General features: G+C 64.0%; 20 protein-coding genes and 1 pseudogene. 4 read left to right on the top strand and 17 right to left on the bottom strand.

The features are described from left to right. Positions 1–271: 271 nt before the first annotated feature. Entirely contained in the window at positions 272–1216 is a 945-nt protein-coding gene (locus F0Q45_RS02515) for a serine hydrolase (protein WP_149652402.1), read from the top strand. Here F0Q45_RS02515 and trmD read toward each other — a convergent pair. The 5 genes from trmD to F0Q45_RS02490 all read right to left on the bottom strand — a co-directional run bounded on the left by trmD (position 1213) and on the right by F0Q45_RS02490 (position 3807). Beyond that, the gene (trmD, locus tag F0Q45_RS02510; protein ID WP_149652401.1) at positions 1213–1902 is read right to left on the bottom strand and encodes a tRNA (guanosine(37)-N1)-methyltransferase TrmD; all 690 of its coding nucleotides are present in this window, start codon (positions 1900–1902) and stop codon (positions 1213–1215) included. The two genes, F0Q45_RS02515 and trmD, sit on opposite strands and share 4 nt — an antisense overlap. Positions 1903–1906: 4 nt before the next feature. Further along, complete coding sequence (gene rimM / locus F0Q45_RS02505; protein ID WP_149652400.1) at positions 1907–2437, bottom strand: ribosome maturation factor RimM; 531 nt, start codon at positions 2435–2437, stop codon at positions 1907–1909. Positions 2438–2448: 11 nt separating this feature from the next. Further along, a complete protein-coding gene (locus F0Q45_RS02500) occupies positions 2449–2691 on the bottom strand; it encodes an RNA-binding protein (RefSeq protein ID WP_003878715.1) in 243 nt (80 codons plus the stop codon). Positions 2692–2699: 8 nt separating this feature from the next. Further along, the gene (gene rpsP / locus F0Q45_RS02495) at positions 2700–3182 is read right to left on the bottom strand and encodes a 30S ribosomal protein S16 (RefSeq protein ID WP_149652399.1); all 483 of its coding nucleotides are present in this window, start codon (positions 3180–3182) and stop codon (positions 2700–2702) included. A gap of 205 nt (positions 3183–3387) precedes the next feature. Further along, positions 3388–3807: a nuclear transport factor 2 family protein gene (locus F0Q45_RS02490; RefSeq protein ID WP_149652398.1), complete on the bottom strand. Its 420-nt coding sequence runs from the start codon at positions 3805–3807 to the stop codon at positions 3388–3390. Positions 3808–3941: 134 nt separating this feature from the next. On the opposite strand from F0Q45_RS02490, the gene F0Q45_RS02485 reads away from it, so the two are divergent. Then, entirely contained in the window at positions 3942–4829 is an 888-nt protein-coding gene (locus F0Q45_RS02485) for a D-alanyl-D-alanine carboxypeptidase family protein (protein ID WP_149652397.1), read from the top strand. A gap of 81 nt (positions 4830–4910) precedes the next feature. Here F0Q45_RS02485 and F0Q45_RS02480 read toward each other — a convergent pair whose 3' ends face one another. The 5 genes and pseudogenes from F0Q45_RS02480 to ffh all read right to left on the bottom strand — a co-directional run bounded on the left by F0Q45_RS02480 (position 4911) and on the right by ffh (position 11760). Beyond that, a complete protein-coding gene (locus tag F0Q45_RS02480) occupies positions 4911–5504 on the bottom strand; it encodes a TetR/AcrR family transcriptional regulator (RefSeq protein ID WP_149652436.1) in 594 nt (197 codons plus the stop codon). A gap of 1 nt (position 5505) precedes the next feature. Continuing rightward, positions 5506–7334 (bottom strand): annotated as a pseudogene (locus F0Q45_RS02475) (N-acyl-D-amino-acid deacylase family protein). A 33-nt stretch (positions 7335–7367) separates the two neighbouring features. Next, complete coding sequence (locus F0Q45_RS02470) at positions 7368–9035, bottom strand: serine/threonine-protein kinase (protein ID WP_149652395.1); 1668 nt, start codon at positions 9033–9035, stop codon at positions 7368–7370. 48 nt (positions 9036–9083) lie between these two features. Next, positions 9084–10166, bottom strand: coding sequence for a metal-dependent hydrolase family protein (locus tag F0Q45_RS02465; protein ID WP_149652394.1), 1083 nt, complete (start codon positions 10164–10166; stop codon positions 9084–9086). A 7-nt stretch (positions 10167–10173) separates the two neighbouring features. Then, positions 10174–11760 (bottom strand): signal recognition particle protein, encoded by a 1587-nt coding sequence (gene ffh, locus F0Q45_RS02460; protein WP_149652393.1) that lies wholly within the window; start codon positions 11758–11760, stop codon positions 10174–10176. 661 nt (positions 11761–12421) lie between these two features. On the opposite strand from ffh, the gene F0Q45_RS02455 reads away from it, so the two are divergent. Continuing rightward, a complete protein-coding gene (locus F0Q45_RS02455; RefSeq protein ID WP_149652392.1) occupies positions 12422–13354 on the top strand; it encodes a LysR family transcriptional regulator in 933 nt (310 codons plus the stop codon). A gap of 376 nt (positions 13355–13730) precedes the next feature. Here the strand turns inward: F0Q45_RS02455 and F0Q45_RS02450 are convergent, their stop codons facing one another. The 7 genes from F0Q45_RS02450 to F0Q45_RS02420 all read right to left on the bottom strand — a co-directional run bounded on the left by F0Q45_RS02450 (position 13731) and on the right by F0Q45_RS02420 (position 22859). Further along, on the bottom strand, positions 13731–14339 hold the full coding sequence (locus F0Q45_RS02450) for a hypothetical protein (RefSeq protein ID WP_149652391.1): 609 nt from the start codon (positions 14337–14339) through the stop codon (positions 13731–13733). Between the two features lie 378 nt (positions 14340–14717). Further along, positions 14718–15086 carry an ESX-1 secretion-associated protein gene (locus tag F0Q45_RS02445; protein WP_262490834.1) on the bottom strand — a complete coding sequence of 123 codons (369 nt, stop codon included), beginning with the start codon at positions 15084–15086 and terminating at the stop codon, positions 14718–14720. Positions 15087–15105: 19 nt separating this feature from the next. Continuing rightward, the gene (locus F0Q45_RS02440) at positions 15106–16323 is read right to left on the bottom strand and encodes an EspA/EspE family type VII secretion system effector (RefSeq protein WP_149652390.1); all 1218 of its coding nucleotides are present in this window, start codon (positions 16321–16323) and stop codon (positions 15106–15108) included. A gap of 401 nt (positions 16324–16724) precedes the next feature. Beyond that, positions 16725–17408: a hypothetical protein gene (locus F0Q45_RS02435; protein WP_149652389.1), complete on the bottom strand. Its 684-nt coding sequence runs from the start codon at positions 17406–17408 to the stop codon at positions 16725–16727. A 512-nt stretch (positions 17409–17920) separates the two neighbouring features. Beyond that, positions 17921–20044: a hypothetical protein gene (locus F0Q45_RS29865; protein ID WP_149652388.1), complete on the bottom strand. Its 2124-nt coding sequence runs from the start codon at positions 20042–20044 to the stop codon at positions 17921–17923. Positions 20045–20262: 218 nt separating this feature from the next. Then, positions 20263–21705 (bottom strand): PPE domain-containing protein, encoded by a 1443-nt coding sequence (locus F0Q45_RS02425; protein ID WP_149652387.1) that lies wholly within the window; start codon positions 21703–21705, stop codon positions 20263–20265. 806 nt (positions 21706–22511) lie between these two features. Continuing rightward, complete coding sequence (locus tag F0Q45_RS02420; RefSeq protein ID WP_149652386.1) at positions 22512–22859, bottom strand: YbaB/EbfC family nucleoid-associated protein; 348 nt, start codon at positions 22857–22859, stop codon at positions 22512–22514. Between the two features lie 880 nt (positions 22860–23739). Between F0Q45_RS02420 and F0Q45_RS02415 the strand changes: the two genes are divergently transcribed. Beyond that, a partial coding sequence (locus F0Q45_RS02415) for a DEAD/DEAH box helicase (protein ID WP_149652385.1) occupies positions 23740–24609 on the top strand: 870 nt, incomplete at its 3' end.

Below are 24609 nucleotides of genomic sequence, written 5' to 3'. Positions count from 1 at the left end.
CGGGCTTCATGGTGTATCCGCGCGGGCGGGAGGCACTCGAGCCGCCGACAACCGCTGGAGACAACTGGTCAATTGTGCCAGACGGTGTGCATGCCATGAAAATCACAGGAAATCCGAGTGGTTCGCGGCCAACCCGAAGCGGCCGCGAGTGGTACATATGAACGGGGTCAAACCGCACGAGTCGACCCACGGCTTTGCGTGATGCCCAGGCAGTGGCAGCGCGGCCGCCCACCGGTACGTCTTGATGTCGGAGGATGCGCAAAGGAGAAGCATGCGAACACGGCCGCTGACAATGCTCACCGCCGCGGCGGCGGTGGCATTGGTGGTGGTCGCAGCTTGCGAGGCGAAGGTGCAGGCTAAGGCATACAGCGCAGCTGATCGCGCCGCATCCCACTATCGAGAACAACCGCAACAGCCGCTGGTCGAACTGCTGCTGCGGACGGTCGCACCCCCCGCGGCGCCCGATGTGTTACCCAATGCCGGGCTGAGCGGTGTGCAGGAACGCATACAGCAAGCCACCGATGAGGCCGCCGCAAAAGGTGCCATCCTGTCGATCGCCGTCCTCGATCGCGCTACCCGCCGACTGGTGTCCAACGGCAGTGCCTCGATCATCGCGACCGCCTCAGTGTCCAAACTATTCATCGCCGACGAACTGCTACTGCGGGAATCCGAGGGAAAGGCCACGCTCTCACCGGAAGATCACCAGGCGCTGGATGGCATGCTGCGGTCCTCCGATGATGGTGCCGCGGAAAGGTTCTGGAGCCAACTCGGCGGAGACGCCGTCATCACCGCAGTCGCCACCCGCTACGGATTGACCTCGACCGTGCCGCCCAGTGATGGGCGCTGGTGGAACACCCTCAGTTCGACGTCCGATCTAATCCGCTACTACGAGATGCTGCTCGACGGCACCGGCGGATTACCGCTGGAGCGCGCCGGCCTCATGGTCAACGATCTGGCGCAGTCCACCCCGACCGGCATTGACGGCTACCCGCAGCGGTTCGGCATTCCCGATGGGTTGTACGCCGAGCCGGTTGCGGTCAAGCAAGGCTGGATGTGCTGCATCGGCGCCGACTGGATGCACCTGTCGACAGGGGTGATCGGCTCGGATCGTCGCTACATTATGGTGATCGAGTCGTTGCAGCCCTCCGACGAAACCATCGCGCGCGAGACAATCACCCAGGCCGTGCGGACGATCTTCCCCCACGGCCGGATCTAACCAGAAAATAAGTCCGGACGGCGTTCCCGGGTGCGCTGTAGCGAGACCTCCCGCCGCCAAGCGGCGATTCGCGCGTGGTCACCGGAAAGCAGGACCTTCGGTACGTCGAGTCCACGCCAGCTCGGCGGCCTGGTATAGCTGGGTCCCTCCAGCAGGCGTTCTAGGCCCGGCGAGTGCGAATCATCCTGGTGCGACGCGGGATTGCCCAAGACTCCGTCCAGCAGCCGCAGCACAGCTTCGATCATCACGACGGCCGCCGACTCTCCGCCGGGCAGCACATAGTCGCCGATCGAAACCTCTGCCACGCGCATGCGCCGGGCGGCGTCCTCGACGACTCGCTGGTCGATGCCCTCGTACCGGCCGCAGGCGAACACCAGATGCGCCTCGGCGCTCCAGTGCTGGGCGGTGGCCTGGTCGAACAACACACCAGCGGGTGTCGGAACAACTAAAAGTGTTTCGGGCAAACAGATTTCGTCGAGCGCTTCACCCCACACCGGCGCTTTCATCACCATTCCTGGTCCGCCGCCGTAGGGCGCGTCGTCCACCGAATGGTGCATGTCGTGGGTCCACCGCCGCAGGTCATGCACCTGCAACTCGATCAGGCCGGAGGCAATGGCCTTGCCGGGCAACGATTGTCGCAGCGGGTCCAGGTAGGCGGGGAAGATCGTGATGATATCGATTCTCATCGTGCTAGCGCAGATCCAGCAGACCCTCGGGGGGGTCGATCTCCAGGATGCCGTCGTCTAATGACACTGATGTGACGATCGCGCTGACGAACGGCACCAACACTTCATTCTGTGGGCTCTCGGCGGACCGGACCGCCAGCAACTCGCCGGCGGCGGTATGCAGCACTTCGCCGACGACTCCGACGTCCTGGCCAGTCGTCGTGCGGACCCGCAGTCCGGTCAGCTGGTGGTCGTAATAGGTGTCGGGCTCGTCGATGGGGGGCAGCTGGTCGGAATCGATGACGAACACACTGCCGCGCAGCGCGTCGGCCGCGTCCCTGTCGGCCACGCCGGCCAAGCGCACCAGCAGCCGCGCACCGTGGTCGCGCACGCTGTCGATCACGAAGCTGCACCCTTCACCCCGGTCGCGTGATTTCTTAGCACGCAACGTCGCCCCAGGTGCAAACCGGGTGTCTGGATCGTCAGTGCGGACTTCGACGACGACCTCACCGGTGACGCCGTGCGCCTTCACCACGCGCCCGACTACCAGCTCCATGGGCAGACGCGCTACTGGTCGGTGTCCACCACGTCAACGCGGATACCCCGGCCACCGATGCCGGCAACCAGCGTGCGCAACGCGGTCGCGGTACGGCCACCACGACCGATCACCTTGCCCAAGTCGTCGGGGTGTACGTGGACTTCGACCGTTCGTCCCCGACGACTGGTCACCATGTCCACCCGCACATCGTCGGGGTTGTCCACTATCCCGCGGACCAGATGCTCGACAGCGTCAACTACCACCGTGCTCATGGCGCCTGTCAGCTTTCGGTCGACTCGGGTTGCTGGACATCCTCGGCGGGCGTTTGCGGACTAGCCTCGGCGGCAACGTCGGCGCCCTTGGCGGCTTTCTTGGCCGGCGCCTTCTTCTTCGGTTTGGTGGCCTCAGTAGTGGGACCGCCCTCGGCCGCCGCCAGCGCGGCGTTGAACAACTCGAGCTTGCTGGGCTTGGGTGGAGCGACCTTCAATCGGCCCTCCGTACCCGGCAAACCTTTGAACTTCTGCCAGTCGCCGGTGATCTTGAGCAGCTTGAGGACGGGTTCGGTGGGCTGAGCACCCACCGAAAGCCAGTACTGGGCGCGCTCGGAATTGATCTCGATGAGGCTGGGCTCTTCCTTGGGGTGGTAGCGGCCGATGACCTCGATTGACCGGCCGTCGCGGCGGGTGCGCGCATCGGCGACGGCGATGCGGTACTGGGGATTGCGGATCTTGCCGAGTCGGGTGAGTTTGATCTTCACAGCCATGGTTAGGCGACTTCTCCTGTGTGTCTCACGCTGCAATTCAGCGACGCGGGCCGAGTGCCCGGGTCCGGTTTTGCCTCGCGTGTATGCCTCGCCAAGCAGCAATGAGCCGCGCGGCAGACAGCCGACAATTGTGCCAGAACACGGTGACCCGGCGAAATCCGATCGCGAGCGCGGCGAAGCCGGGCGCGGCGGCTCGCCGCCATATTTACAGCACTTTCTGGAAGCACTTCGATTCGACTCGGCGGCTAATCCGCCATCCCTCTGGTGTGCGGATGCACTCATCGTCGTACCACAGCCCACAGAACAGCACTTGGTCTTGCTCCCCCGGTAGCACCATCGGGTTGAAGCAGATTACCCGCGACGCCGCAGTATCCCCGTCGATGCGGACCGAGAAGTTACCCAGCATGTGCGCATACACCGGGAAGTTCGTCAGCACCTCCGACAGCCATCGCTTTACTTCCGGATAGTGGCCGTCGATACCGCCCAGGGCCCGGTAGTCGATATAGGCGTCGGGGGTGAACACGTGGTCGAGGTCGTCGAAGCGGCGTGCGTCGATTGCGGTTGAGTAGTCCACCAACAGCTGCTGGATCTCCAACCGGTCAGAAATTTGGGCCAGGGTCAACATGGTGCGATGTCATTTAACGCCACCGCAGAGCTGACCGGACCGGCGACCCGCCCGTTGGGTCGACGTCAGCTGGGCGTAGGCCCGGGGCTCACGTCATCGGCGATCCCAGTCGGGATCGCCTAAACTCAGCGCCCATGCGAAAGCTCATCGCCGCAGCCGCTGCGGTGCTTGCCGTCGGTGCTACCGCCAGCATGGCCACCGCGCCCCCGATCGCGAGGGCCGACGCCGACGTCCAGCCGGCCGGCTCGGTGCCGATCCCCGATGGTCCGGCCCAGACCTGGATCGTGGCCGATCTGGACAGCGGCCAGGTGCTCGCGGGCCGCGACCAGCATGTCGCCCACCCACCCGCGAGCACGATCAAGGTGCTGCTGGCACTGGTGGCGCTCGACGAGCTCGACTTGAACTCGGCCGTCGTCGCCGACGTCGCCGACACCCAAGTCGAGTGCAACTGCGTCGGCGTCAAGCCCGGACGCACGTATACCGCGCGCCAGTTGCTCGACGGACTGCTGTTGGTTTCGGGCAACGACGCCGCTAACACACTGGCGCACATGTTGGGCGGCCAGGACGTCGCCGTGGCAAAGATGAACGCCAAGGCCGCGGCCCTGGGCGCCACCAACACCCAGGCGGCGACACCGTCCGGACTGGATGGACCCGGCGGCTCCGGCTCGTCGACGGCTCACGACCTCGCCGTCATCTTCCGAGCTGCGATGGCCAACCCGGTGTTCGCGCACATCACCGCCGAGCCCTCAGCGATGTTCCCTGGCGATAACGGCGATCAGCCGATTGTCAACCAAGACGAGCTGCTGCAGCGCTATCCCGGCGCGATCGGCGGCAAGACGGGATTCACCAACGCTGCCCGCAAGACATTCGTCGGCGCCGCCGCCCGTGGCGGCCGCCGGCTGGTGATCGCCATGATGTACGGAACGGTCAAAGCGGGCGGGCCCACCTATTGGGACCAGGCCGCCAGCCTGTTCGACTGGGGATTTGCGCTTTACCCGCAAGCCAGCATTGGCTCGCTGTAATACCGCGAGCAGACGCAGAATCGCATTGAACCGCGAACTATTGTGCGATTCTGCGTCTGCTCGCGCTGGGTTAGCCGAGGGTTAGCCGGGTACTGCCGCCTGCAGCAGCCTCGAAAGCACTGCGATGCGCTGCTCTTCGATTTCCGGTTGAGGCAGTACTGCACGGACGACGGCGGCTCCGTCAAAGACATTTGTCAACAACGCCACCACCACCGGGAAGGTGTCCTCTGGGAAGCTCTCGGCCCCGGGCAAGGCCCGGGCAACATCGTGGATCTTGGCGCTGTATTGCTCGAGCACATGCTGCAACGTGGCCTTGAGCCTGTCGTCGGTGCGCGCGGCGATCATCAGCTCGTATAGCACCGCGTTGGTGGGGCCACCGGTGATGTCCCGCAATATCGCCAGGGCCTGTTCCAGCGCCGGTTGATCGGCCGGTATTTCGGCGACGCGCTTGGTGAAGGTTTCCAGCTGACGGCGCAACACCTCGTACGCCGTGGCCGCCATGAAATCGCCCATGGTTTCGAAGTGACGGAACAACGCGCCCACGGACATCCCGGCGCGCTTGGTGATCACGGCAGCCGATGCCCGCGCATATCCGACCTCGATGATGGTATCGATGCAGGCCTGCAGGAGCCGGCCGACGGTCTCTTCGCGGCGCTGCTGCTGGGTGCGGGCCATGTCAGGCGCTGACGCCGATGGCTGAGCGCTCACCCGCCCGCAGATACCGGCCGGACTTGACGGTCTGTCCGTAGCCGTCGCGGAAGTGGCCGCCGCGGAAGACGACGGCGCCACCCACGCCCGTGGCAACCACGGTCGCGTCGTTGCGATTGACCATGCGCCGCAAACCGCCGTAAAAGGGAACCTCTTCCTCGTAGTAGCCATCCACCGACTCGTCCAGGTGCTCCGGATCGATCACCACGAAATCGGCGCGGTCACCTTGCCGCAATGTGCCGGCGTTGATGCCGAACCACTCGGCCACTTCGCCGCTGAGCCGGTACACCGCCTGCTGGACGGACAAGAACGGCTGGCCAGCCCGCTGCGCATCCCGCGTGCGCCTGAGCAGTCGAAGCGGGAAGTTGTAGAAAGCCATATTGCGCAGGTGCGCGCCGGCATCGGAGAAGCCCATGTGCACACTTGGCTCCGCTGCCAGCTTATTGAGCTGCTCGGGCCGGTGATTGGCGACGATGGTCGTCCACCGCACGTTGCGCTCACCGTTTTCGACGAGTACGTCGAGGAACGCGTCGAGCGGGTGTAGGCCACGTTCGTCGGCGATAGCCCCAAAGCTCTTGCCTATCAACGAGATATCGGGGCATTCGACGATTACGGCATCGTGGAAGTCGCGATGCCATAAGGTCGGCCCGAGCTTGACGCGGTCGAACTCGCGGCGGAACCGCCGGCGGTATGATTCGTCAGCCAGTAACTCGTTGCGCTGCAGCTGCTCCCGCAAATGCAGCGCCGCCGTGCCGGCGCCGAACTCCTCGAAGACCGGCAAATCGATTCCGTCGGAATATAACTCGAACGGAACGGGCAGGTGCTGGAATCGCACCTGAGAGCCCAGCAACTTGTTCAGCAAGCGCGTGACCTGACCGAAGACGTGCACCGCAAGGGGCATCGCCTTGGCATCGGCAGACACCAGCAGGCTCATCCGAACTCCCCTGCGGCGGTTCAGCATTCGGCTGCTGGTCAAGAAGAACAGGAGCGCCGAGGCGGCACGGTTGACGTCAGGCGCGCTCTGCAGAATCCGGCCGCGCCGGCGCAACACCGAGATCAGCTTGCGGCGCTCCCGCCACGTCGCGAACGTGGACGGCAGCGCGCGCGAACGGAAACGATCACCGTCGAGTTTGTCGATCGCCGAATCCATCCCGGACATACCCAGCATTCCGGCGTCTAGCGCCTGGTCGAGCAGCCTCATCATGGTGGTGAGCTCGGCATCGGTGGGTCTGACAGCGGGGTCGGTGGCGCGATCCAGCCCGAGCACGGCGGCCCGCAGATCCGAATGACCAAGCAGCGAGCCCACATTCGGCCCCAGCGGCAAGGCGTCGATGGCCTGGATGTACTCGGCTGCGGTGGACCATGCCTTTTCGGTTTTGGCGGCGTCTAGCGCGCCATAGACAAACTGGCGCGGTACCGCTTCGACGCGGCTGAACAGGTCGGCAGCGTCTTCGGAGTTCGCGTAGACCGTCGAGAGCGAGCAATTGCCCAGCAACACCGTGGTGACGCCGTGACGCACCGATTCGCGCAGTCCGGGGTCGAGCAATACCTCGGCGTCGTAGTGAGTGTGCACGTCGATGAAGCCGGGCACCACCCACTTTCCGGCGGCGTCGATCACGTCAGCGCAGCCGGCCTCGTCCAGCGGCCGCGCGGACACGGTGGCCACCACGCCGTCGCGGATACCGAGAGTGCGGGTCTGCGGCGCAGCGCCGGTGCCGTCGAACCACAATCCGTCACGAATGATTACGTCGTAGCTCACAGTTCCTCCGGGTCGTTGGGTTGCGACCAACCTAACATAGATAGCGATCACTCGCAATCTTTTCCGGGATGTCAGCGGCCTGGCCCTGACCCCGGGGTGGTCGGCGTTGCCGGGGTTTGCGAAGACGGGGTTTCCGATGGGATGTCGGCCGGGTCCGGCACGTTGACCCCGGGCGGCATATCGCCGCTGCGGCTGGCCACCGCAGGGATCCGGATAACGGCTCCCTGTTGGCTGCACTCGTTGCTGTACACCGTGACGGTCATTTCGCCGACGAGGTCCCCCACCGGTTGCGGACGCAGCGACAGCACTTGCGTGGTGCGCTGCGTGCCGGGAGTCCCGTTGGGGCCGATGCACCCGAAAGGCACCGTCTCAGGCCGCGATTTCCACTGCCCTTGGCTGAACTCCAGGATGAGCGGATGCAGGCCTGGCTTCACAGCTGAATGGTCGTTGTCGTCGAGCATGCTGGCCGCAGCCAGACAGCTTGTCGGTGTGCACGACGACCGGATGGCCCACCACGTGTTCACGTCCGGAGGCTGCGGGCTCGGTGTGTAGTCATAGGTCTGCTTCGAGCGCTGGACCTCGATGCGGAAAGTGCCGTCGAGGGGAGCAGGTGGGCTCACTGGGTCGCTGGTCGCCGGGGCACTGGGCGCAGCCGACGGGCTGGTCTGCGGGCTAGCAACCTGCGTGTTGCTGGTGGTCTGACGTCCGATCGAGATGCCGACGGCGAGCAGACCGATCAGCAGGGCGACGGCAGCCGAGCCAATCAGAATCCGGCGTGATCTGCGCTTCCCCGGCTTCTTGGTCGAGTGCGAGAACTCGTCCAGACGCCGCGCCAATACCGCGGCCGCCGACTGCAGGATGGTGCTGCGCTGTGCTGGCGTCACCGGCCCCGAAGTGGGTGGTTCTGCCGCGGCCTCCGGCCAGTCGAAGGCTGGGTAGTCGACGAAGTAGGCGGGTTCCACCACCGCGGATTCGTCAGCTGCTACGGCGCTGCTGTCGCCGATCGGGGGTCCAGCCTGCTCGTTGAGCGCAGCAGCGAACTCGCGGCAGCTGCTGAAGCGGCCGGCGGGCTCAGCGGCTAGCGCCCGGGAAATCACCGGATCGAGGTGTGCCAGGTCCGGGCGCAGGGCGCTGAGCCGGGAACCGCCCACCGCTGACGCGCCGGTGAGCAGGTGAAATGCGGTAGCCGCCAGGGCATACTGGTCGACGCGCCCGTCAATCTCGGCGGCCAACTGTTCCGGCGCGCGTTGGGCTATCCCGAAGTCGGTCAACAAGATTCGCGGTTCGCCCGGTCCGGGACCGGTCAGCAGGATGTTGGCCGGCTTGACGGCACGATGGAGCAATCCGCGCTGATGGGCGTAGTCGAGGGCGGCTGCGGCAGCGCTGAGGATAGCGAGCACCTCACCGACCGATAAGACCGCCGGGAAACGCTCGCGTGCTAACTGTGCGGCGTTGACACCGTCGATGTAGTCCATCGCGATCCACAGCTGACCTTCGAACTCGCCACGGTCATAGACCTCCACGATGTTCGGGTGATAAAGGTTGGCGGCGTGCGGAGTCTCCTGGTGAAATCGCCGCCGGAACTCGTCGTCCGACGACAGCGTCAGGGCAAGGACTTTCAGTGCTGCCCAGCGTGTCGATCGAGGGTCCGGGACCAGATAGACCGCACCCGTCTCACCGGAGCCCAGCATCCGCACGATTGTGTAGCCGGCAAAGGTCGCGCCGGGGGCCAACGCCATCTCGCGATGGTAACCGGCACGTCGCCACCGTGCCGGGCAAGCATCGGGCTAACCCCGAAACATCTCGCCGCGCAAGATGATCAGGTCCGGTCGGCTCAGCACGGCGGGACCGCACCGCGGATCTTCGGAGTAGCACAACAAGTCGGCCGAGGCGCCATGGTCCAGTTCCGGCCAGCCCAACCAGCGCCGGGCAGCCCAGCACGCCGCCCCCAAGGCTTCAGTAGCGCTCATGCCGATGCGCTTTAGGGCCTCGACTTCGTCGGCGATGCGTCCGTGTCGGATGGTGCTGCCGGCGTCGCTGCCCGCGTATACAGGCACGCCCGCCTCCCGGGCCGCGGCGACCCTGGGATAGGTGCTCGCGTAGAGCTTGCGCAGGTGCGCTGCGTAGATCGGGTAGCGCACCGCAGAGTTGGCGATGCCTGGGAAGTTTTCGACGTTAATCAGCGTGGGCACCAGCGCGGTGCCGTGTTCGAGCATCAGCGCAATGGTGTCGTCGGTCAGCCCGGTGCCATGCTCGATGCAGTCGATGCCCGCTTTGATCAACCCGGGCAGCGCATCTTCCCCGAAGACGTGTGCGGTGACCCGAGCCCGGTGAGCGTGTGCGGCCTCGATAGCGGCCTTGAGCACGGCGTCGGACCATAATGGGGCCAGGTCGCCGGTCTGTCGGTCGATCCAGTCACCGACCAGTTTGATCCAGCCGTCGCCGCGGCGCGCTTCCTCGGCCACCGCGGCCGGCAACTGTGATTCATCCTCGAGTTCCACCGCGAAGCCGCGCTCGTAGCGCTTGGGCCTGGCCAAGTGCCTACCGGCGCGGATGATACGGGGCAGGTCGGTACGGGCGTCGAGGCTGCGGGTGTCGGTTGGTGAGCCGCAGTCACGCAGCAGCAGTGCACCCACGTCCCGTTCGGTCTCGGCCTGGGCGATCGCCTCGTCGAGTTCGATGGCGCCGTGCTGCCCAAGTCCAACGTGACAGTGCGCGTCCACCAGCCCCGGCAGGATCCAGCCGGCGCCAGCAGCGCCGAAGACGGTGTCGGCGCCGGCAACCGGCTCGGTACTGATGCGGCCGTCGACAATCCACAGTTCGATCGCGGTCTCGTCGGGCAGCCGCCGACCTCGCACGTGCAGGCGCACGGCGCTATTATTTTCTGCCTGGGTTGCCTGGGAACTTCAGCTTGGACAGGTCGAAGTCGGCTAAGCCGGGCGGCAGCTCGTTGAGCCCTTCGGGCATCTGGGACAGATCGGGAAACCCCGCCGGCATGTTGGGCATGGCCGGCATGCCCGGCATCCCGAACGGGCTTTTGACCTTCGGCGGCGTCGGACCGCGGCCGCCTTTCTTGCCCTTCTTGCCGGCCTTTCCTCTGGCCGCGTTGCTCTTGCGCGTCGCGGACTTGCGACCCAACCCCGGGATGCCCATGCCGCCGAGCATCGACGACATCATCTTGCGGGCTTCGAAGAAGCGGTCGACCAGCTGATTAACCTCCGACACGGTCACGCCCGAGCCGTTGGCGATACGCAATCGCCGCGATGCGTTGATGATCTTGGGATCGGCGCGTTCTTCGGGCGTCATCCCGCGGATGATGGCCTGGATTCGGTCGAGGTGTTTGTCGTCGACGTCGGCCAGCGCATCCTTCATCTGCGCTCCGCCGGGCAGCATGCCCAGCAGGTTGCCGATGGGACCCATCTTGCGCACGGCGAGCATCTGCTCGAGGAAGTCTTCCAGAGTCAGCTCGCCGGCGCCGATCTTGGCCGCGGCCTCCTCGGCCTGCTGAGCGTCGAAGACCTGTTCGGCCTGTTCGATCAGGCTCAGCACATCGCCCATGCCCAGGATGCGGCTGGCCATCCGGTCCGGGTGGAAGACGTCGAAGTCCTCCAGCTTTTCTCCGGTAGAGGCGAAAAGGATGGGGACACCGGTGATTTCGCGGACCGACAAGGCCGCACCGCCGCGGGCGTCACCGTCGAGCTTGGTCAGCACCACACCGCTGAAGCCGACACCGTCCCCGAATGCCTGCGCGGTAGCGACCGCATCCTGGCCGATCATCGCGTCCAGGACGAACAGCACCTCGTCTGGGCTGATCGCGTCTCGAATCGCTGCGGCCTGGGCCATCAACTCCTCGTCGATGCCCAGCCGTCCGGCGGTGTCGACGATGACGACGTCGAAGTGCTTGGCCTGTGCTTCGGCCAACCCGGCGGCGGCGACGGCTACCGGGTCACCCGGGCCCGACTCGGGCGAGGCACCCGGATGTGGGGCGAACACCGGTATTCCGGCGCGCTGGCCGACAACCTGAAGCTGGTTCACCGCGGCCGGGCGCTGCAGGTCACAGGCCACCAGCAGGGGCGTGTGCCCCTGATTGCGGAGGCGCGAAGCCAACTTCCCGGCCAGCGTCGTCTTACCGGAGCCCTGCAAGCCGGCGAGCATGATCACGGTCGGGGGTGTCTTGGCGAACGTCAGCTCGCGAGTCTGGCCGCCGAGGATGCCGATGAGTTCTTCGTCGACGATCTTGACGACCTGTTGGGCGGGGTTAAGAGCGCCGGACACTTCGGCGCCGCGGGCGCGTTCTTTGATCCGATGGATAAACGCCCGAACCACTGGCAGCGAAACGTCGGCTTCCAGCAACGCCAGCCGGATTTCGCGGGTGGTGGCCTCGATATCGGCATCGGTCAGGCGGCCCTTGCCGCGCAGCCCTTGCAGAGCACCGGTCAACCGGTCGGACAGCGATTCAAACACGCCCGCCAGCCTAGTGGTTATCGGCCGCGCAGCCGGTTGCCGGCCCCGCTGCGCCTGAGCGGGATCACCAAGCGGTGCCCCGCGGTGTCGTTTGCGTTCTACCAGCGCGGCTCGCGCCCCACTGAGTAAGCCGCTTGCTTCGGTGTCATGTGCGCGCGTCTGCGGCCGTACGGTGGGGGTTGGCGGCCGAGTGAGTGACTGATCCGACGTGCCGGGTGCTGGAGTGGGAGCCGGATCGCGCTGGACGTCAGAGCCGCCGCTGCGTGTCCCACCAAGCCGGCTCCGCGGGTTCACGCCTCGCGCAGCAATCGCCGATCTTATGAGATCGGGTAGGCGACTCCTGCCCTTGAATTGTTTCCGAAGTAATTCAAGGTTTTTAAGGGCCCGAGGAAGCCCGCGGCAGACCTAATTCACTGCGGCCAGCGCTACCGTCACGCGGTCTAGGACGGGGCAGAACAAAAATGCGCAATCCGGCGCTGCCGCGCAGTCGCGCCTGATAGAATCGCCATGATTGTATCTATGTATAGGACTGTTGCAATATGCAATTATTTTGCCTTGTGCCCTTCTTGTATCTACCAGCGAGCGACGCCCAATTGCAGTCGTGGAGGCACTACAGCGCTCCTCCTAGGGCGGAGTTCGATGGAGGGCACCCAGCCGATCGATGTTGAATCTGCGTCATCTGAGCAATTTCGTCACCGTTGTGGAGGCGGGTAGTTTTTCGCGGGCAGCGCAGAAGATCTACATAGCTCAGCCCTCGCTTAGCCAGCAGATTGCCTCGCTGGAAGCCCAACTGGGCGCGGCTTTGCTGTTACGAAGTGCCCGTGGTGTACGCCCGACTGCCCAGGGTGAAGTGCTCTACCGGGAGGCTCTGAACATTCTGCGGCAAGTGGAGGCGCTCCCGGTCCTGCTGGGCGACTCCGTGGTCGAACCTGCCGGCGTCGTAGCCCTGGGCATCTCGACCGCTATGGCGCCAATCTTTGCCACAGACATCCTTAGGGAGTGTGCAGAGGCGCTCCCGAAAGTTCGGATAGTACTCGAAAGCGCTGACGGCGAAACGATTGCCGCGATGATCGCCAACCGTCAGATGGATCTGGGCGTCGTGTTCGAGATTGATCCATTGCCTCGGCTGGCCAGGCGGCAGCTGTACCGTCAGCGGCTGTACCTGTTCGCTGCTCGCAGTGAAATGATCGAGAAGCCAGCCGAAGTGGCTCTGACGGAAAACGGTATCGTGTGCCCGCCAGCATCGAGCATCCTGCACCAAGGGCTGGAGCGGGCGTTGGCCGCACGGGGCTTGCCATTCGTGCCGCAGACCGAGGCGATGACGTACTTTGACATCCTTTCTGCGGTGCGAACCGGTTCTCGAATTACATTGCTACCCCGGGGCGAACTCGACGTTACGACTTTCGATCTAGCGACGCCGGTCGCTTTGGAACCCGCGCTTTACCTGACCGGTTCGATAGTGTCATCCGACGAGTATCCGTTGTCACGGCCCGCTGACGCCATTGCAGCGATAATCGAGCGCGTCATCGTCGGCCGTGCCGCCAGCGGCGCCCTGCGTGGGGCCGAACTGATCGCGCAGCCCGTACGACCATAACTTTCGCCAATACACCTCGAAATCGTCGGGTCGGAGTGGTCCGGGACACGAGGTGTGCGTTGCGACGAAGACGCCCGCAGACGGCGGGCGTCGAGAAGACAGCGGCGCGGCGGCTGGCGGAGACGTTCACCGCGTAGACGTTGGATTCGCTGATCCAAGGATGCGGTGAAATTCGGGTCGCCTATCGACGATGCAAACGGTTCTGCACAACGAATTGACAAGGGCGGTGCTAGCTGTTATTTAACAGCTGCCGAACGGGTTTGACTCATGACCGGCCCATTGACCCGTTCGATTGACGCCGCCGCAGCGGCGCTCCTCGTTGGCGATGGCGTCGGGAAGCCGGTCACCCTAGGCACACGACTCGATATGCGAGCAATCATCGATCGGTCGTGTAGCGAGCGGCGAACACTTCTGCCTGGGCAGCGGCAGCTTGTTCGGGCGTCGACAACCCCATCCCGTTCTGCATGAAGTCACGCAGCACCTCGCCAACGTCTAAGCCCATGTCGCGCATATCGTCCGACAGGAACGCGTCCTGCAACAGATAAGTATGTTGGCCCGCCAGGCCCTTTTTTCTGGCCAGGCCAGCAAGGACAACTATCTCGTCGGCGAGTTCAGATTCGCTCATCCTCGTCGCTTCGGCCCACAGATCGACCCGCTGAGTTCTGCCGTCAATCAGTGCCGACACTGAAACCGTTTCCGGCGGGTTGACCACGGTGAACAGCCCGACAGCGTCCTCGTCGTGCTTGTCTTCTTCTCCGGGAGTCTCCGCCTGCGAATCCAACCCGTTCACCTCGGTTTCGATGTTTTCCGCCTCGGCCGGCTCGAACACCTCGAAAGCATCATCGGCCGACCCTGCGGCACTATCGTCGATGCCGTCCAAATCCGTGGCATCCAACGCTGCGTCGCTATGGTTATCGAACCGTGCCTCGCCGTCATCGTAGAAATCCAGGGCGGCAAGATCATCGTGTTCTTCGTGCTGTGGCATCGCGTCCTTCTTTCTGAGTTGGTAACGAAGAAGTCGTCTGCGTACGACTCGCCGGCATCGAACCTGACAGCTCGATTCCATTCCGGGAGGCGGTCAGCGATTCGACGAGGCACCGACAGTATCTGGCTGTATTGGCCAACGTGCCAGCACCGGATGAATTTGGCATCGGCGGTTTTCCAACCTTGCGCGGACAGGTCACATCCTGCCTTGGTTGGCTTCCGCCGAAGCGTTGCATGGGTCCTCCTGAGCAATGCCCGTCCGGTCGAACCGGCGCTCGGAATTGACCAGATGGGACTAATCGGCTCCGACCATCGACCGCTAAGCGCGCGACACTGCCGGGGCGGTCCTCACGGCTGGCCGTGCGCGAACCGGACATGATCAGCGAGAAATCATTTGCTTGTCGATGTTGCGGCTCAACTCCTCGTCAACGCTGGCATACGTTTCCTTAGCGGTGCGCAACTTCGCGGCGAGGTCAGCGGCGACCTTTCTCATGTTTTCGGCCGCCATCCGGCGCGCCGCTTCTGCCTCGACAAACCTGATGTTAGAGCTTGAGCTGATCACACCATGGGTGACCCACACCGCCGTCGGGATACCGTTGGCGGCGGTGGCCGCTTCTGCAGTCATTTCCGCCGCTCGGTCTTGTTTTCCTGCCAGGTTATCCAAGTGTCCCGGGGTGAGGGCAAGATTTGCCATGGCCGTCTCCTCTACGAATGATTGTGCTGCCAATGGGCATTGGCTGCCAGCCATTTAGCTGGATTCTGCGACTTCACAGGATGCGCTCCCCGAACTTGGGCTCGCGTGCATCGCTGGCACCAGCAGTCGTGATATCGATAGGAGCGCGTTCGGCGGATGCTACGCCCGAGGCCACCCCCGCGTTTTCCGCTGGTGCCGCGAGTGCCGTGTCCGCATTGGCAGCTTCTTCGACCGCAGCTTCCTCCGCGGGCGGGGCGGCAGACCCGTGGCCGCGGGCCATTGCGGCGACCTGCTGTACCTGGCCCATGGTCTGGTTGACCAGGTTCATGTGCTGGGAAACCTGTCCTGACATCCTGGCAGCTTGCGCTGACATCGCAGATACGTCAGCCACGGTGGGCAGCCTGGGCACCGTCAACACTGGCTCGCTGGGCAGGCCCGGCGTCTCCGGCACTTCAAGCGCTCCATCCGCCGGGAGGTCGTTTTCGGTCGAATCGCTGTGGAACGCTCGCTGCTGCGCTCCGACGTTATCACCGGCCAAGCTGGCCAGCGTGCCAACAGTCGGCATTTCGGAGAAGACCGACGTGCGTGAAACGGCTGCGGCGCTGCCCACCCAGGTCTCGGCAGCTCCGGTCGTCGCAAAGCGAGCGAAGGTACCCGATGGTCCAGCTTGTGCCGCCACTGCGCGGTAGTTTTCGGATAGCCCAACCGTCTCGATTTCAATATCTAACGATTCCGCGTACGCGAAAAGTTCTCTTTCGAGAACCGTAATCGCGGCGGCGAGCGCAGCTGCGGATTGCCATCCAGCTGATATTTCCGGGCCCGAACCAGGGATCAGGTAAAGAGACAGCGCGATACCCTTAGCAACGGCTAATCCGAGGGACGTAAGTGCGATAGTCCTATGCGCACTTTGAACCGCTTTGCTCTGTCTTTCGACCAGGGCCTGCGCCTGCTTGTCCAGTTCTTGCATCGTCTTTGCGAGCGCCTGCTGCGCCGCGTTTGCGTCAGCGTACGCTTTCGCCGAGTCACCTTCCCAGCCTTGCGGTTCGGGCATGGCCGCCGAAAGCTGGAGAACCACGTTCTCGAATTTCTGACTACCGGCACTGAATGCGGCTCCACTATCAGGCGGGCCCACTCCGTTAGCAAGATCTATAGCTGCTATGGCTGCGACCGCGGCGTCGATAATGGCCGTTGGAGTGGGAAGAACTTTGGTGCCTGATTTAGCTACAGCTTCGTTGAGTCTAGCGACTTGGCTTTTTGCGTAATCAAACCCTTTCGCGCCGACCGCGCCCAAGTTCGCTCCCATGGCGAGCCAGTCGCCCGAATAGGCACTACTGCCCGCGCCGCCTAGCCGCTGGAAGCATGTCCCCAAATCAGTAATACCTGTAAGAAAACTCACAGAATCATATCCCTCCACGGTTGGCTAATAAGTTAACGTTTCAACCTAGTTTAATTAGACAATACGGTACACACAACACAATTTTCCGGCGTTATCAGCCGCATCCACGATTAGACCGCGTGCGCCAGATGATCGGCTTACAGCAGGCTGTTATCGTGACTCCTACTAGGCCCGATTAGATGCACTGCAGTTAGCTCCTCTTTTGTGTTCTGGCGTCGCGGTTCAGATACCTAGCAGGCCGTCCAGAGCAATCGGGATCCGTATGCCGTCACGCTCTGTGCTCGATTGGCCGCAGTCTAAATCGAAGTGGCGGACACCTCCATCGCCTGCAGGGCTGGCGGGTTACCTTCGGAGAATGGCTCGGGATAACCGTCATGAATTCCGGACGTCGCGCTGTCGCCCGCAGGCTTCCCGTTCGTGGCAACCTCCGCTGGCACGGGGCCACCAGCCGGACTGCTCGCCATCGCGGTCTGGGCTGATTGCGTGAAGCTTTGCGCAGCAAACCCGGCCATCCCCGCCGTCTGCCCGAACTGGCCAAGTCGCGGCGCAATATGACCGACCTGAGCGACCGTTCCACCGGCCTGTTGTGTCGGTTCGAGCCCAATGGGCTTCTCGGCAATGATCGGCCGGTAGCTCGCCGGACTTGCCAGCCGATCCGCCATAGCACGGTCTACGGGATCTTCGCCGGCGCCGAAGAATTGGACCTGCCCGAATAGTTCGCCGAGTTGTCGATCAGTGTTCACATACATGCCCGCTGCGGTGGCGATGTCCAGACCCGTCCTGGTTAATGCGGCTTGCATGGTGGGCAACGTGTCGGTCACCGACGATTCGATTATTGGCATCGTCGCGTTGACCGCTGCTGACACCGGATCCGTTCCGGTAGCGGAGATCTGCGGCCGAGGAACCGGAAGAACCAGGTCCTGCAATTTGTTGCCCGCGGATTCAATACAGTCGGGATCAACGACGAGTAATTCAGTCATCGTGCAGCCTCCACAGTGTGCTCATTTTCTGTATTCGCATCCAATGCACATGCTTATCCGATAATCCGACTGAACACGTCAGTACACGCGCTGCGGTCAATTCACATATCGAACGCGCAGCCAATGCTAGCCGATACCGGCAATTGCGACCGGTTTCACCTAATTCGTAGGCGAACAAGCCCCCAGCCGGGCTGGTGGTATGAAGTCGAACTCGCGTGTCCCGCGGCTGAAAGAACTTCACGGTGCTGGCGATACGTCCGGTAACACGGGATTGGGTTCGTGTCATGGTCTGCCGGTCCTTAGCAATCTGCACAATAATGCCGACAACGCTGGGCACGGTTTTACCATGGATGCCATCCGAGCTGAGCAAATCCGCATGCTTGCTGATATGCCGTAGCCAGGCGCGGCGAGCGGGATACCAGCCGACCGGGCGCCGATGCGCATATCGATGACGGACCGGTGCGCGACCGGGCATTGCATGGCGCAGTCCTTGCGGACCGCGCCAGTTTCGGCTACGGGGCGGGGACAAGCGCTGCATCGAATAGCCCGGTTACGTGTTTCCAGTACAGCCAGTCGGCGATGGCGGCGCGCCGTGTAACCGCGTCGACTGCAGTGTGCGCCTCTCTTAGGGCGATGTCTCGGGAATACGCAGCATAGTCGTGGAACGCCCGGAGGTGTGCGTCCTGGCGGCCAACCGCGCTGGTAGCCATGGGTTTCATCACCTCGAACCACAACATCGGGCGCTGGTCGGCTGGGGGGGCGGTACTGGCCGATGCAGGCGCCAAGGCGAACAGCTGCTTCAAACTGAAGGTTCCCGCTGCCATGTCTTTTGCCAGTCGATCGACCGCCTCCAGATCCGCCGGCAGAGGTGTGGGCCCGGCGGCCAGCGGCTCGATACCGACCGGCGCCGGCGGCAACAGGCTCGTGAGGCGCAGATCGGTCATCGATGCCAGCCGGCCGGCTGCTTCTGGATCGACCACCTCGAGCCGGGATCGCCCGCTCATCTCGCCACTGGTTGGGATGTCGTCTTCGCGCAGCACAACCTCGGCCACCCCAGAATCGGAATTTGCCAACTGCTCCTGAGTGGCAATGACGGCTCGCAGCTCGGTGGCGTGATGGGTCGCCCAGCCTTGCACCGCCATCACCGGGTAGGTAGCCCAGCGTGCTCGCTCAGCCGCTGGGATCCTCTCATCCGCGCTAGCCATGTTCACCGATTCCGGTAGCTGGACCCCGTGGGGTATGTAGGCCAACCCGTAACTGTTGGCGACCACGATTGCGTCGTCTGTGGTCACACCCGTCACCCAAAAAAATCCGAAATCCTCATACCCCTGACTGCCCGGTGCGTTCAAGGCAGCCGCGATGCGCCGCGCAAGAAGTAGCGGATCTATCCCGCCGTGCTTGCGACGCGCCGGGTAAGCAGTGGCGGCCTGAGCGATAGCGTCGCGTTCAGCCCGCGCCGCTGACACCGGGAGAACCGCTAGCGCCGCGGCATCCATCGCCGCAGTCACATCGTCCAGCTGTCGTCGCGCAGCGGTTCCGGCCCGCATCGCCGCCCCGGTTGCCGCTGCCGGTCGCGTCGCGGGCGCAGTACTTGAAGGCTTCTGCCCAAGCGGAGCGCCGGCGCCGGCGGCGGAGCCCGCTGCGGCGCCGCCCGCGGAGTTTAGTAAAGGGGGCGCGGCCGGTAGGCCGGCCGCAGCAGCGTCTGCCGGTAGTGCCGAAGCTTCAGCAAGCTCAGACGCAGACTTCGCCGACTTCGCAGCAGACGCCGGCGTGAGCCGTGTACCAGGTCCGCCCGGCCCCGGCGGCGCCGAACTCAACAGAGGGGTCGCCCCTTCGTCCAGAGCATCCGGCACCGCAGGTGCCATGGGATCGATCCCACCCGGAAAAGTCGGTGTCCATGCCGGCTGGGGCAACAGCGGGCGCGTCGGCTGCCAAACCCCTTCCGGCGCAGCTATTGTTTCCGGTGCCTCGGGCACCTCGGGTCGCAATTGCGGAGCCTCTGCTGGCAAAGGCGGCGCATCCGTCACAGGTGCTGGTGGGGTGAGGCAGGCCCCCGGATGCTCTTGCTCAGCGCCGGGTGCTGCGACTGGTGGGGGTTTCTGGTCGAGCAGATCCTGCAGTGCGGCCTTCGCCGGCGTCCAGCTCTGGCTTGCCAGAATCTGATCGGCGGTCTCTGCGACCAGGCCAGTATTCGCGCCTTGGGTCGCCGTGATCAGCATGTTTATCGCGGCGAGCCGCTCAGCGGGCGCCAGGCTCACGTCATTCTCCAAAGCGATGATCTCGGCCTGGGCGACCTCCACATTTTCCGTGATGGCCCATTTCGTTCGCTCGATCAACCCGGCAACATGTCTTTGCCAGGTAATCACCGTCACGATCGCGTTCTGCAGCGTCGTCAACTGATCGACTCGTTCTCCGAACTGGCTACTGGCAGCACGGGCGGCGACGCCCGACCACGCACTACCATCGAAAACTTCGGCCTGCTGGTACTTGCAAGTCACGAGAACTTCGGTGACGTCTTGCAAATCCCGCGTGTAGTCGTGGGCACGTTCGTACAAGCTGCCCTCATCTAGCTCCGGCCACCCGTCCGGTTCGAGCATCTGCTCGGCATGACTACCCGCCGGCCTCTGCACTCCCATCGCCTACTCCTTCACCAAGGCCGATCCAAAGTCACCGCTAGGGCCTCGGCTTTCTGTCGGCACGTCGCGACGCAGCCAGGTAATCGCGTCACCGTCGCAATGGTCACTGACTCCGCAACTGCGCGACGCGGCCAATGGGCCGCTTTGTCGCTTCATGGTGTGGGGTCGTGCCAGCCTCAACCGCCGCGCCACAACTGGCTCCGGGCGCCAATCGATAATCATTTGGCGTCCTCACCATCCGGTGGCGCGTCTTTTGGTCGGCGTCGCCCAATGATGCCCTGGGTCCATGGCCGGTCCTCGGTGTAGACCGACTCTTCCTCCTGCTGCGCGCGTTTGCCCTTGCCGGAAGGCTGCCCCTGACCGGCGGGACCGCCTACGGGAGCCATTCCCGCCCCGCCGCGACCTAGCGCGCCGCCGGTGCCTGGCATGGCACGCCCCAAGCCAGCCTCGAGTCCCGTTGCGGGCTTTGCCGCCGAACCGGCTTCTGCCGGTGGCACCAACGGCACCCGCGGCACGCCGCCCCCCGCTCCGCCGCCCCCAAAGGACGCCGGCTTGAGCGCCGGCCCGCCCGGCGGCAGGCCGTTGGCCACGTCGCTCCCCGCGTTATTCATCGCTGCGTTATTCGGGATCGATGGCAGGCCGGCGGACGGCAGAGCCGGCACGCCGGTCGGGTCGGGGAAACTCGCGTCATCGGGCGGCAACACCTCACCTGGGGTTCCCGGGCCAATGCCTCCGTTACCAGGTCCAGGGTCCAGCGGACCGGGCCCAGGTTTCGGGGGCGGGTCGATGCGGTAAGCGGTGGGAGGCTTCGGCGGACTTACCGGCGCCAGAGGCAAATCTGCCCGCTTCCGGTACTCCGCCAATACCTCGTCCGACTTTGCAAGCATGTGTGCATGAACTTGCATAATGAGGCCCCGAGTCAATGCCTGCTGGGAGTAAATCCGTTCGATCTGAACCAATTCCGAATAACTTACTGTGTGATCTGTGTACCAAATATGTTCCTTTTGAGCCCAGCGTTGAGTGGATGCCAGACCTCGGGCCTGTTTCGCCATTGTTAAGCACAAGGCTGCCATTTGGTCCAACCAACCACGCTGCTGATCAAAGTTTTGCTCAACGAGGTCACTGGCATCGCCCTGCCACTGGTAAAAAGGCCGGAACCGGTAGCGGGCTTCGAGCAATGTTCGTGCATACGCCTCCCACTCATCTGCGAAACGCAGCATCGCGGCCCCTTGGTCGCCGGTTTCGCCGTCTAATAACCTCTGCTTGACATCGGCAACATCGGGGGCGGCCGCCATCGCCCCCACCGGGGTGTCGTCAAGTCCTGCCTCGGCCACGCCCTCGGCTGCGGGCCCACGACTCGCCGGCGACACGGCAGTTTCGTTGTTGATGGCCTCGGCAGCTGCCTGGTCGACATCCGCATAGGCCTTGGCGGCATTGCGTAATGACTCCGCCAGCCGTTTCCACTCCCGTTGGGAAACGCCAAGGTAAAGCCGCATGTTCCCTGCGGACAGCGAAAGCTGTTGAGCTGCAGCCTTAGTCATTGCAAAGTTACAGGGTGGCGCGGGGTTTTCAACGGGCCAGCTGGCGATAGGCGCCTCCAGCTCGTCGGCCCTAGCGAGCAGTTCCTCTCCCTCGACATTGAGTGTCTGCAGTTGTGTCATTTCGCGCTAGCTCCTAGTTGCTGCAATGTGCTGTCTCACCACGCAAGAACCCTGGCGTGAAGGTCAGCGCGGCGAGTGCTGATCGAGCGGCATCCAGGTGGTCCGGACAGTTGCGGTCATCGACCGGGGTCGACTTGCCTGTCCGGGATACCGCACTGTTATTACTGAAGATTATTCGTCGTGTGGAACGTTTGCGGCACTACGCATCTGCAATACCCCCATAGCTGCGGCCTATAGCTGCTATCTATAGCTGCCATCTATAGCTGCTTCGGCCGTCACGCGCTTGCGATGTCCCGCTCCGCTCCGGGGTTCACTTCGAGGCGGAACGCAAACGGCGCCTCGTCATCGATGCGCGGGGTCCGGCGAGTGGTAACCCAGTCACGGCCCAGCTGCCGGCCTCGGTGACCGGCAGACGGTAGCGCTTCGGGGCGCTGGCTAACCACTAGACGGGTCAGGGCCGCCAATGCCGTGGGTCACAAGCGTGCCGCAAGGATCAACACGTCGTCCCATCCACGGGGCCTAACCACGGCGATTATCCCTATATCCCGTCGCTGACGACACCGCGACTGAATCGGGCGAGGGCTATTGTCTTGTCGCCGACTTCGTGGCCCGGCCTGAGACACCGGATCCAACTGCGGCACCACGAAAAGCGTTGTGCCTCGGTTGTTCTCGACCAGTCTTGAACACTTACCCCAACCATCGCTGAACTTCCGGCGCGCTGCGGGCCTTGATCGTGGGCGCGCCAGTCAGGTCGCCGTCACCCAGCGCAATGCACAGTCGAAGAATGCGCTAGCGAACCTTGGTCGCTAACCCGGGCGCAACACTCTTACGAGCGAAGCAGTGATGTCGGTAAGCGAAGCGGCGAGTTGCTCTTGCTGTGCTCGAATGCACGCGCTTGCGGCCGCCTGGGCGTTGGTCAACGCCTCGTTGATACGCTGCGCCACCGTTTCCACGCCCAGCCTCAGCAGGCCGTCTTCGATGTGGAGCCCGGTCAGCGTACGTTGAGCATCGAGGGTGACTCCAACGGTCATGGCCTCGTCTGTGCCCGCATAGCTCGCAGTGTTCGCCCGGCCCATCTGGCCCTCGAGGGCTGAATTGACCTCCTGCAGTTGCTTCAGCACCTCAGCCGCTTGAGGGTGGATTTCATTGTTCATTTGAAAAAGTGGTCCTTAATCGGGCAGCCCTGTTGTTGTGGAGAACAAGGTTGACGGCCCTCGCTCACGCCGGCCCACATTCTATGCGACTGCGCGACCTTGCGGGAGGCATCGTCGATAACCAGTAGCTCCGTACGGCCTGACATCCTTGCTGCGGTATGAAACCGGCTCTCGAGTCGCTTTGCCGCCTAGGGTGAAATCAACTCCGGTACAATTGATCTGGCGACGACCGTCCGCTGGATATCCGCGGATTACCTGACGGGTTCCATGGTTTCAACCAACGAGTATCCGTTGTCGCGGTCCGCTGACGCCGTTGCAGCGATAGTCGAGCGCGTCAGCGCCGGCCGTGAGGACCGGGGGCGCCCCCCGTGGGGCCGAGCGCTGGTCGGGCGGCGGGCACCGCCATAACTTGCGCCATTCCCCCACCAGAAATCGGTATTACCTGTGTTCGGGGCGCGCCTTTATCCGGGAACGAAATGTCTTTGGTCGGGTCGGCCATCTGAGCGCGTAACCGCACCAACTCCACGCGCTCGTCGACCGAAGCGATTCGCCACCACCGGGATCGGGGCAGCCACCAGCCTGGGCAGCGACATCCGCCAACGCTCATCACACTTCGATCAGCGCTGAGATCATCTCCCCCCGATGTCGCGCGCAGGCCGAAAGGCGATGGCATGCTAGATTTTACAATCGCAACGAGCCGCCATGGCTGGGTTGAAGCCGTAAGGTTTTCAGTGCACCCGCCGGTGGCCGGCGTCTGCTCGTAGTGAGTTGTGCCACTACAGCACTAATGCGGTAGGTGGGCATCGCGGCCAGGGCTTTGGTAACGCCGCGATGGTGAACCGCCGCGCGCGGCCGAGTGATGACGGGAGGGCGGGGGTCGATGCAGCCGGTCAACCCCACCGATGCCATCGCCGAAACCACCCGACCACTGCGCAACTGGCAGCGCCGGGCGCTGGTGAAATACCTAGGCGCTGCGCCCCGCGATTTCCTAGCAGTGGCGACCCCGGGATCCGGCAAGACGGCGTTTGCGCTGCGGATCGCGGCCGAACTGCTCAGTCACCGCACCGTCGAGCACATCACGGTGGTGGTGCCGACTGAACACCTCAAGGTCCAGTGGGCACAGGCCGCGGGGCGAAGCGGTCTTGCGTTAGACCCCAAGTTCAGCAACTCCAACCCGCAGACCTCGCCGGAGTACCACGGTGTTGTCGTCACCTACGCGCAGGTCGCCGCGCATCCCACCCTGCACCGGGTACGCACCGAGCAGCGCAAGACCATGGTCGTCTTCGACGAGATCCACCACGGCGGTGATGCCAAAACCTGGGGCGAGGCTATGCGGGAGGCTTTCAACGACGCCAGCCGCCGGCTGGCCCTGACCGGCACACCGTTTCGCAGCGACGACAGCCCCATCCCGTTCGTCAACTACGAGCCCGACCGCGACGGCGTATTGCGCTCGCGCGCCGACCACACCTACGGCTATGCCGAAGCCCTTGCCGACGGCGTGGTCCGCCCGGTGGTGTTTCTTGCCTACTCGGGGCAGGCGCGCTGGCGTGATAGCGCCGGCGAAGAGCATGAGGCCCGCCTGGGTGAGCCCTTGTCGGCCGAGCAGACGGCGCGGGCGTGGCGCACCGCGCTGGACCCCGCCGGCGAATGGATGCCGGCGGTGATCACCGCCGCCGATCAGCGGTTGCGTCAGCTGCGTACCCATGTGCCAGACGCGGGCGGCATGGTCATCGCCTCGGACCGCACGGCG

The sequence above is a fragment of the Mycobacterium simiae genome, assembly GCF_008370645.1.
In the GTDB taxonomy this organism is placed as follows: Bacteria; Actinomycetota; Actinomycetes; order Mycobacteriales; family Mycobacteriaceae; genus Mycobacterium; species Mycobacterium simiae_A.
This window is presented reverse-complemented; position numbering and strand designations above follow the sequence as displayed.